Origin of the sequence: Xanthomonas sp., assembly GCF_017163755.1 — a bacterium.
In the GTDB taxonomy this organism is placed as follows: Bacteria; Pseudomonadota; Gammaproteobacteria; order Xanthomonadales; family Xanthomonadaceae; genus Xanthomonas_A.
Genome location: NZ_JAFIWC010000041.1, coordinates 23,434 through 30,991, shown reverse-complemented (window position 1 = coordinate 30,991; position 7,558 = coordinate 23,434). Strand labels below are relative to the sequence as shown.

The following is a 7,558-nucleotide window of genomic DNA, read 5'->3' as shown; positions in this document are numbered from 1 at the left end:
AGCCCTTGCAGCGTTAGGCCGCACGACGCTTTGTCCGAATCCTCTTCCGCTCACGCGATGTTCGGCTGCACGAGGCTCCGCCCGTACCCTCATCCGCCCCTGCGGGGCACCTTCTCCCGGTGGGAGAAGGGAGGCGGCTCCGATGAGAAAAAGACGGCTCCGGCCGGTAGAGGCCCCGCGTGCGCAGGGCCACGGCCCTGCCCAAACAGGCGAACCAACAAGCCCCTCTCCCCCCGGGAGAGGGGTTGGGGTGAGGGTCGGCGACGAAGTCCGCGGCCAAGGGCTGGAAGTCACGATGCCGCCCAGCACGTTGTCTGCGTCCAAGCGCGGCCTACCATCGATTCGAACAAGCGGACGCGCCCACCGCTCGCGGACTGCGGACACGGACGCGGACCGCAGCGAATCGACCTGGCCAAGACAGCTGCTCACACTGGGGATGGAAATGCCGAAACAGGATCGTCGTTGGCTGATGCCGATCGCGCTGGGGCTTGCCCTCGTGGCCGCCACGCTGCACCTGGGCTGGGAATACACGCACGGCGGGGTCAAGAGCCACCACCTGCTCGACCGCGCCGACCTGCCCGCGATCTCGAACTGGTGGGGGTTGATCGTGCTTCCACTGCTGGGCGGCCTGGCCGGCCGGACGATCGGCCACAGGGCGCGCTCCAGCCCGTCGGCGCTGCCGCGCGCGCTGGTCGCGTTCGTCGCGGCGCTCGCCGCCGGCGTGGCGCTGTCGATGGCCTTCGTCGCCGGCAACGAATCGGCGGCGTCGGCCCTGTTCCTGGGCATATTGGTCTCGGGCCTCGTGATCCCCGCCTACCGCGCGGAATACGGCTTCGGTTTCGTGCTGGGCATGACGTTCGTCTTCGGCTCGGTGCTTCCGGGCATCATCGCCCTGGTGGTGGCGGGAATCTCCGCTGCGGCCCACCGCCTCGCATGGCCGGCGGCCATGTGGCTCGCCAGACGCGCGCGGGGACGCGCGGCGGGCGCCGGCGGATAAGGACGAGCCGGGCGCGCGCTCGATTTCGATCGCGGCACCGCCCGCCAGAATTAAACATCCGTTTAAAACAACCGCAACTTCGCCGAACTGGACAGTAATGCCGGCATCGCGCAGACTGCCGCCCTTTCCGCTGCTCTGTCTTCCATGGCGCGACTGCTGCTGCTGCACGGCCCCAACCTCAACCTGCTCGGCACCCGCGAGCCGGGCGTGTACGGGCATGCGACGCTGGCGCAGATCGACGCGGCGCTGCTCGCGCAGGCCACGGCGGCCGGGCACCAGCTCGACACCCTGCAGTCCAACGCCGAGCACGCGCTGGTGGACCGGGTGCAGGCCGCGCGCGGCGACGGCACCGCCTTCATCCTGATCAACCCGGCCGCGTTCACCCACACCTCGGTGGCGCTGCGCGACGCGCTGGCCGCGGTGGCGATCCCGTTCATCGAGATCCACCTGTCCAACCCGCACCGCCGCGAGCCGTTCCGCCACCACAGCTATTTCAGCGACCACGCGGTCGGGGTGATCTGCGGCTTCGGCGCCGACAGCTACCGCTACGCGATGGACGCGGCGCTGGCGCGGCTGGAGGCGGCGGCATGAGCGGCACCGGCAGCGCGCCCCAGCCGGCGCGGCGCTTCCCCATCTGAGTTCGCCGGGCCGCGTGCCCGGTCTTTTCCCGGTTCACCTCAAGAGGCCGTTATGGATCTCCGCAAAATCAAGAAGCTGATCGACCTGCTGGAAGAATCGAATCTCGCCGAGATCGAGATCAAGGAAGGCGAGGAAAGCGTGCGCCTGGCGCGCACCCCCACCGGCCTGGCCGCCAGCGCGCCGCAATACGCCGCACCGGCGCCTGCCCCGGCGCCCGCGCCGGCCGCGTCGATGCCGATGAGCTCGCCGACCGAGGCCTCCACCGGCGGCAGCGCCAAGCCCGGCAACGCCCTGCCCGAAGGCCACGTGCTGCGCGCGCCGATGGTCGGCACCTTCTACACCTCGCCGTCGCCGGACAAGCCGGCGTTCGTGACCGTCGGGCAGTCGGTGAAGGCCGGCGAGACGCTGGCGATCATCGAGGCGATGAAGATGTTCAACCCGATCGAGGCCGACGTCTCCGGCACCATCGTGGCGATCCTCAGCGAAAGCGGCGTGCCGGTGGAATTCGATCAGCCGCTGTTCGTGATTGGCTAAGCGCCGGGACCCGGGACTCGGGACTCGGGACTCGCGGGAGCAAAGCGGGCGCGACATGCCCGATGCTCTTCCGAGTCCCGAGTCCCGGGTCCCGAGTCCCGAACACCCCGCGTTCGGAACCCCATCCCATGCTAGATAAAGTCGTCATCGCCAATCGCGGCGAAATCGCGCTGCGCATCCTGCGCGCGTGCCATACGCTCGGCATCCGCACGGTCGCGGTGCATTCCACCGTGGACCGCAACCTCAAGCACGTGGCCATGGCCGACGAGTCGGTGTGCATCGGCCCGGCGTCCTCGGCCGAGAGCTACCTCAACATCCCGGCGCTGATCGCCGCGGCCGAGGTCACCGACGCGCAGGCCATCCATCCCGGCTACGGCTTCCTGTCGGAGAACGCGGACTTCGCCGAGCGCGTGGAGCAGTCCGGCTTCATCTTCATCGGGCCCAAGGCCGACACCATCCGCCTGATGGGCGACAAGGTCGAGGCGATCCGCGCGATGAAGGCCGCCGGCGTGCCATGCGTGCCCGGTTCGGGTGGGCCGCTGGGCGAGGACATCGTCGCCAACACCAAGATCGCGCGCGAGATCGGCTATCCGGTGATCATCAAGGCCGCCGGCGGCGGCGGCGGGCGCGGCATGCGCGTGGTGCATTCGGAGGCGGCGCTGAAGGCCGCGATCGAGACCACCAAGTCCGAGGCCAAGGCCGCCTTCAGCAACGATCAGGTGTACATGGAGAAGTTCCTGGAGAATCCGCGCCACGTGGAGATCCAGGTGCTGGCCGACGGCCAGGGCAACGCCATCCACCTGGGCGAGCGCGACTGCTCGATGCAGCGCCGCCACCAGAAGGTGGTGGAAGAAGCGCCGGCGCCGGGCATCACCGAGGCGCTGCGCAACGAGATCGGCAAAGTCTGCGTGGACGCCTGCGTGCGCATCGGCTACCGCGGCGCCGGCACCTTCGAGTTCCTGTTCGAGGGTGGCCGCTTCTACTTCATCGAAATGAACACCCGCATCCAGGTCGAGCACCCGGTGACCGAACGCATCACCGGCATCGACCTGGTGTGCGAGCAGCTGCGCATCGCCGCCGGGCAGAAGCTGACCATCAAGCAGAGCGACATCGTGCTGCGCGGGCATGCGATCGAATGCCGCATCAACGCCGAGGACCCGGAGACGTTCATGCCCAACCCGGGCCTGATCACCGGCTTCCATCCGCCCGGCGGCCCCGGCGTGCGCGTGGACACGCACATCTACAGCGGCTACAAGGTGCCGCCGAACTACGACTCGATGATCGGCAAGCTGATCGTGCACGGCCCCGACCGCGAGACCGCGATCGCGCGCATGCGCGTGGCGCTGAGCGAGATGGTGGTGGACGGGATCAAGACCAACATCCCGCTGCAGCAGCGGATCATGCGCGACAAGGGCTTCCAGGCCGGCGGGCAGAACATCCACTACCTGGAAAAGCGCCTGGCCGAGCGCAAGAACAAGTCGATCGCGTTGGTGTGAGGTGGAGCCGGGACTCGGGACTCGGGACTCGGGACTCGGGACTCGGGACTCGGGACTCGGGACTCGGGACTCGGGACTCGGGATGATGTCCCGGGTCAAATCGATGTCAAGCGATTTGACGCAAAAAGGGCCGCTTTTTTTCAGAAAAAGCGGCCCTTTTTTGGCAGCTCCGGCGCAACCGCTTTTCTGTAGGAGGGGCTTTAGCCCCGACACCTTATCGGTAAAGCGTCGGGGCTAAAGCCCCTCCTACAGAAAAGCAGCAAATGCCGCGAACTTGCGAAAATCCCGAGTCCCGAGTCCCGAGTCCCGAGTCCCGGGTCCCGGCTACTTCCCCTGCTGCGACCCCGGCACCGGCTCGGCGCCCAGGGTCGAGGTCGGGCTGACGATCATCACCGTCTCGGTCGAGCCGTCCGGCCATACGATCTGGAAGGTGCTGCCCGGCGGCAGGGTCGAGAACGGCATGCCGCTGCGCGCGCGGTATATCGCCGCGACCTGGGCGGCGCCGGCGCGGCGCAGGTCGCCGTCGGCGTTGACCGTGGTCAGTTCGACCTTGGACAGGCTTCGGTAGCGCTGCTCGGCGGTGTCGATCAGCAGCAGGCCGGCCGCCGCCGCCGAATACGCGACCAGGGCCAGTACCCAGAACCAGAATTTGGCGCCATGCACCCATCGCCTGTAACTCATGAGCCCGCTCCCGTCTCCACCAGGTGGTTGACCATGTCGTTCATCGTATCCGTACCCTGCCGCGGTACCGCGGCGTCGTAGACAAAACTGCTGAAATCCTGCGTCGGGTCCTGCGAACAGATCCCGCCATTGGCGCAATAGCTGGTCATCAAGCTGCTGTCCGGGCCGCAGTCCAGGCCCAGCCGGCACGCGGCCAGCTGCCACGCCAATTCGGTGAAGGCGGTACCGGCGACGCGTTCGTCGAGGCTGTCGTCGCCGCTGGCGGCCAGCCCCATCGCCGGCGCCAGCGCCAGGTAGGCATCCGGGTCGCCCGAGGCCTGCACCCGTTCGACCAGGTCGCGCTTGTAGCCGGGCGAGCGCTGCAACGGCATGCCCAGCGCCAACAGCGCCGCTTCGGCGGCCAGGTTGCCGCCGCGCGCGGCCTGCACGCGCTGGGCGACGATCGCCTGGCGGGTCAGGCCGTCGCCGGGCACGAAGCCGGCGCAGCGGCGGCCGACCCGCTCGCGCGCCTGCGCCATGTTCGCCGAGGTGCTCAGCTGCGCGTCGCGGATCGCGCGGGTATCGGCGGCATAGCCGTCCGGATTCATCGCATAGCCGGCGCAGTAGTCGTAGACGCGGCTGACCAGCCAGGCCGCCTCGGCGTCGCCGGCGTCGGCCGCACCGCGCAGCTGCTGCGCGTAGCCGTACAGATCCTGGCTGCGCTCGAACGCCGCGCGCCGGTTCAACGGCAGGCCGTCGTCGCCGAGCACCACGCTCAGCCGCTCGGCGCGGCTGCGCTCGCGCTGCGGCGCCATCGCTGGCAATGGCGCCGCCATGGCGCGCGCGGCCGGCGCAGGCCCGGGCGCGTCGCCGGCCTCGGCCAGCACGCCTGCCCGATACGCCACGACGCCGAGCAGCAGCACGGCGGGCGCGAGCAACAGCCAGGATTTGCGGGACACGGAAGAAGGCATGCTCGGCGAAGACGATGGCGATCGGGCGCGTCGGCGGCGGCCAGGCGGCCGCGGCGACGTCGCAGTCTACCGCAAGCCGTGCCGGGCCCCGGCACCGGGCGCCACGCGCCGCCCGCGCCCGCGCCAGCGGCACGACACGCGGGGGGCGAGCGGCGGCGGCGGCGGTCGTCTACGATGCGCGCTGTCCTTTCTCGCCACTGCCCATGCCGTTCCTCGAACTCACGCTCCGCTGCACCGACGCCACCCAGCCCCGCTACGAGAACGCGCTGGAGGACGTCGGCGCGCTGGCGGTGACCCTGCTCGATGCCGAGGCCGACACCAGCAACGAGCGCGCGATCCTGGAACCGGGCGTCGGCGAGACCCCGCTGTGGGGCACGCTGGTGCTCAGCGCGCTGTTTCCCGAGGACCAGGACGCCCTGTTGCTGCTGGCCGCGCTGGAGGCGTTCGATCCGGGCCTGGACTGGACCCAGGCGGCGTTCCGCAAGGTCGACGACCAGGACTGGGAGCGCGCGTGGCTGGACCAGTTCCAGCCGATGCGCTTCGGCGAACGCACCTTCATCGTGCCGTGGAACCACGACCTGCCGGAGGACGCGCGCGGCGCCGATGCCGCGGTGGTGCGACTGGACCCGGGCCTGGCGTTCGGCTCGGGCACCCACCCGACCACGGCGCTGTGCCTGCGCTGGCTGGACACGCTGGCCGCGCGCGGCGAACTGGCGCAGGCGCGGGTGCTCGACTTCGGCTGCGGCTCCGGGATCCTGGCGCTGGCGGCGTTGAAGCTGGGGGCGGTGGCGGCGGTGGGCGTGGACAACGACCCGCAGGCGCTGCTGGCCACCCACGACAATGCCGAACGCAACGCGGTCGGCGACCGGCTGGCGGTCTACCTGCCGGCCGACGAGCCGCCGGCCACCTATCCGGTGGTGGTCGCCAACATCCTGGCCTCGGCGCTGGACGCGCTGGCGCCGACGCTGGCGGCGCGGGTCGCGCCGGGCGGGCGCATCGCCCTGTCCGGGATCCTGCACGGCCAGGAGCAGGAACTGCTGCAGCGCTACGCGCCGTGGTTCGAGCAGCTGCGTACCGAACAGGAAGGCGACTGGATGCGCATCGACGGTATGCGCCGCGGCTAGCCGGCGCGCGGCGGCGGCAGCGCGCCGCCGCGGATGGCCACCGTCAGCAGCGCCGCCTCGGCATGGATCGCCAGCACCCGGGTCTGCGGTCGCCAGCCGGCCGCGCGCAGCCGGCGCTCGCGCCAGCGGTGCCCGCGGCGCGCCGCCGAGACCCGCCACAGAAGTTCCGCCAGCCCGCCGCCGGCCGCCAGCGCGCCCAACGCCTGGACCAGCGCCAGCCATAGCGCCAGATGCGCCAGCCCCCACAGCGCCCACGGCAGGCGCGACGGCGGGTACGGCAGCAGGAACACCGGCCACGACCAGCCCTGCCTGACCGCGCAGCGCGCGCCGGCGGCGTTGCCCCAGACCCGGTAGCGATGCGCGCCGATGCCCGGCGGCGGCGTGGGCGGGGCCGGGGCCGCCTCGGGCACGGATGCGACGAAACGGGTGCCGGGGCTGGCATCCTGCGAGGGCATCGGCGCGTCCTGGTCCATGCGGCGATTGATATAGCGGCACGGGTGAAGACCGGCTTCACCGGCGCCGCGCGCAACGTCGACAGTATCGCCAACAATGCGTCCATTGAAAGCCGTGCGAACGACTCCGTGCGGTCGACGCGGCTATATCTCGCCTCCCTTGCGGAGGTGCGCGTGAGCAGCAAGCTGTACGAACGGGTGCGAGAGGCACGAAGGCTGACCGGGCTGACCCAGGAGGCGCTGGCGCTGGACCTGTCGGTCACCCGCAGCGCCGTGGCGCAGTGGGAAATGGCCGACGGCACCGCGCCGGCGGTGGAGCACCTGATCGCACTGGCCCGGCGCAGCGGGCTGACGTTCGAATACCTGGCGACCGGACGCGGCGAGCGCGTGTTCGGCGAACCGCTGGCCATCGCCGAGGAAGCGGCGGCGTACCGGCAGCTGACGGACCAGCAGGCACGCCTGCTGGACGGCTTCGACAAGCTCAGCCCGCGCCAGCGCGCCGGCTTGCTGGACCTGATCGGCGCCGGCAAGAGCCGGCGCTGACGCGGCCGCAGCGCAGCGGCGCCTGGCCGGCACGCACGCCTGTCGCGGGGCGGCGCCTGGGCGGCCGCCGCCGGCCTCGCCGTCCCTGCCGTGCCCGCGCGCGACCGCCGCTGCAGCCTGCGGCGGCGCGTGCTTGAATAGC

Annotated in this window: 9 protein-coding genes; 6 read left to right on the top strand and 3 right to left on the bottom strand. The window is 70.8% G+C overall.

Annotated elements, in window-relative coordinates; genetic code table 11:
- The first annotated feature begins 469 nt into the window (after positions 1-469).
- The 4 genes from JR065_RS20000 (at position 470) to accC (ending at position 3,666) form a co-directional block, all read left to right on the top strand.
- Positions 470-997: a hypothetical protein gene (locus tag JR065_RS20000; RefSeq protein ID WP_206236243.1), complete on the top strand. Its 528-nt coding sequence runs from the start codon at positions 470-472 to the stop codon at positions 995-997.
- 144 nt (positions 998-1,141) lie between these two features.
- Positions 1,142-1,588 (top strand): type II 3-dehydroquinate dehydratase, encoded by a 447-nt coding sequence (aroQ, locus tag JR065_RS19995; RefSeq protein WP_206236242.1) that lies wholly within the window; start codon positions 1,142-1,144, stop codon positions 1,586-1,588.
- Positions 1,589-1,687: 99 nt separating this feature from the next.
- Positions 1,688-2,170, top strand: a complete 483-nt coding sequence (gene accB, locus JR065_RS19990; RefSeq protein ID WP_206236241.1) for an acetyl-CoA carboxylase biotin carboxyl carrier protein — start codon at positions 1,688-1,690, stop codon at positions 2,168-2,170.
- 128 nt (positions 2,171-2,298) lie between these two features.
- Entirely contained in the window at positions 2,299-3,666 is a 1,368-nt protein-coding gene (gene accC, locus JR065_RS19985) for an acetyl-CoA carboxylase biotin carboxylase subunit (RefSeq protein ID WP_206236240.1), read from the top strand.
- 324 nt (positions 3,667-3,990) lie between these two features.
- Here accC and JR065_RS19980 read toward each other — a convergent pair whose 3' ends face one another.
- Both JR065_RS19980 and JR065_RS19975 read right to left on the bottom strand, forming a co-directional pair.
- Positions 3,991-4,347, bottom strand: a complete 357-nt coding sequence (locus JR065_RS19980; RefSeq protein WP_206236239.1) for a hypothetical protein — start codon at positions 4,345-4,347, stop codon at positions 3,991-3,993.
- Positions 4,344-5,297, bottom strand: a complete 954-nt coding sequence (locus JR065_RS19975; RefSeq protein WP_206236238.1) for a hypothetical protein — start codon at positions 5,295-5,297, stop codon at positions 4,344-4,346. The genes JR065_RS19980 and JR065_RS19975 overlap by 4 nt, the downstream gene beginning before the upstream one ends.
- Positions 5,298-5,500: 203 nt before the next feature.
- Between JR065_RS19975 and prmA the strand changes: the two genes are divergently transcribed.
- Complete coding sequence (gene prmA, locus JR065_RS19970) at positions 5,501-6,421, top strand: 50S ribosomal protein L11 methyltransferase (protein WP_206236237.1); 921 nt, start codon at positions 5,501-5,503, stop codon at positions 6,419-6,421.
- On the opposite strand, the gene JR065_RS19965 is transcribed toward prmA, so the two are convergent.
- Positions 6,418-6,876, bottom strand: coding sequence for a hypothetical protein (locus tag JR065_RS19965; RefSeq protein ID WP_206236236.1), 459 nt, complete (start codon positions 6,874-6,876; stop codon positions 6,418-6,420). The genes prmA and JR065_RS19965 overlap by 4 nt on opposite strands.
- 171 nt (positions 6,877-7,047) lie before the next feature.
- Between JR065_RS19965 and JR065_RS19960 the strand changes: the two genes are divergently transcribed.
- Positions 7,048-7,416 (top strand): helix-turn-helix domain-containing protein, encoded by a 369-nt coding sequence (locus tag JR065_RS19960; RefSeq protein WP_206236235.1) that lies wholly within the window; start codon positions 7,048-7,050, stop codon positions 7,414-7,416.
- Positions 7,417-7,558 lie beyond the last annotated feature (142 nt).

Bases quoted from the DNA above. Each gene is read 5' to 3' on its own strand.
- JR065_RS19980 (WP_206236239.1), bottom strand. From the start codon at position 4,347: ATGAGTTACAGGCGATGGGTGCATGGCGCCAAATTCTGGTTCTGGGTA.
- accB (WP_206236241.1), top strand. From the start codon at position 1,688: ATGGATCTCCGCAAAATCAAGAAGCTGATCGACCTGCTGGAAGAATCG.
- JR065_RS20000 (WP_206236243.1), top strand. From the start codon at position 470: ATGCCGATCGCGCTGGGGCTTGCCCTCGTGGCCGCCACGCTGCACCTG.
- prmA (WP_206236237.1), top strand. From the start codon at position 5,501: ATGCCGTTCCTCGAACTCACGCTCCGCTGCACCGACGCCACCCAGCCC.
- JR065_RS19975 (WP_206236238.1), bottom strand. From the start codon at position 5,297: ATGCCTTCTTCCGTGTCCCGCAAATCCTGGCTGTTGCTCGCGCCCGCC.
- aroQ (WP_206236242.1), top strand. From the start codon at position 1,142: ATGGCGCGACTGCTGCTGCTGCACGGCCCCAACCTCAACCTGCTCGGC.
- JR065_RS19965 (WP_206236236.1), bottom strand. From the start codon at position 6,876: ATGCCCTCGCAGGATGCCAGCCCCGGCACCCGTTTCGTCGCATCCGTG.
- accC (WP_206236240.1), top strand. From the start codon at position 2,299: ATGCTAGATAAAGTCGTCATCGCCAATCGCGGCGAAATCGCGCTGCGC.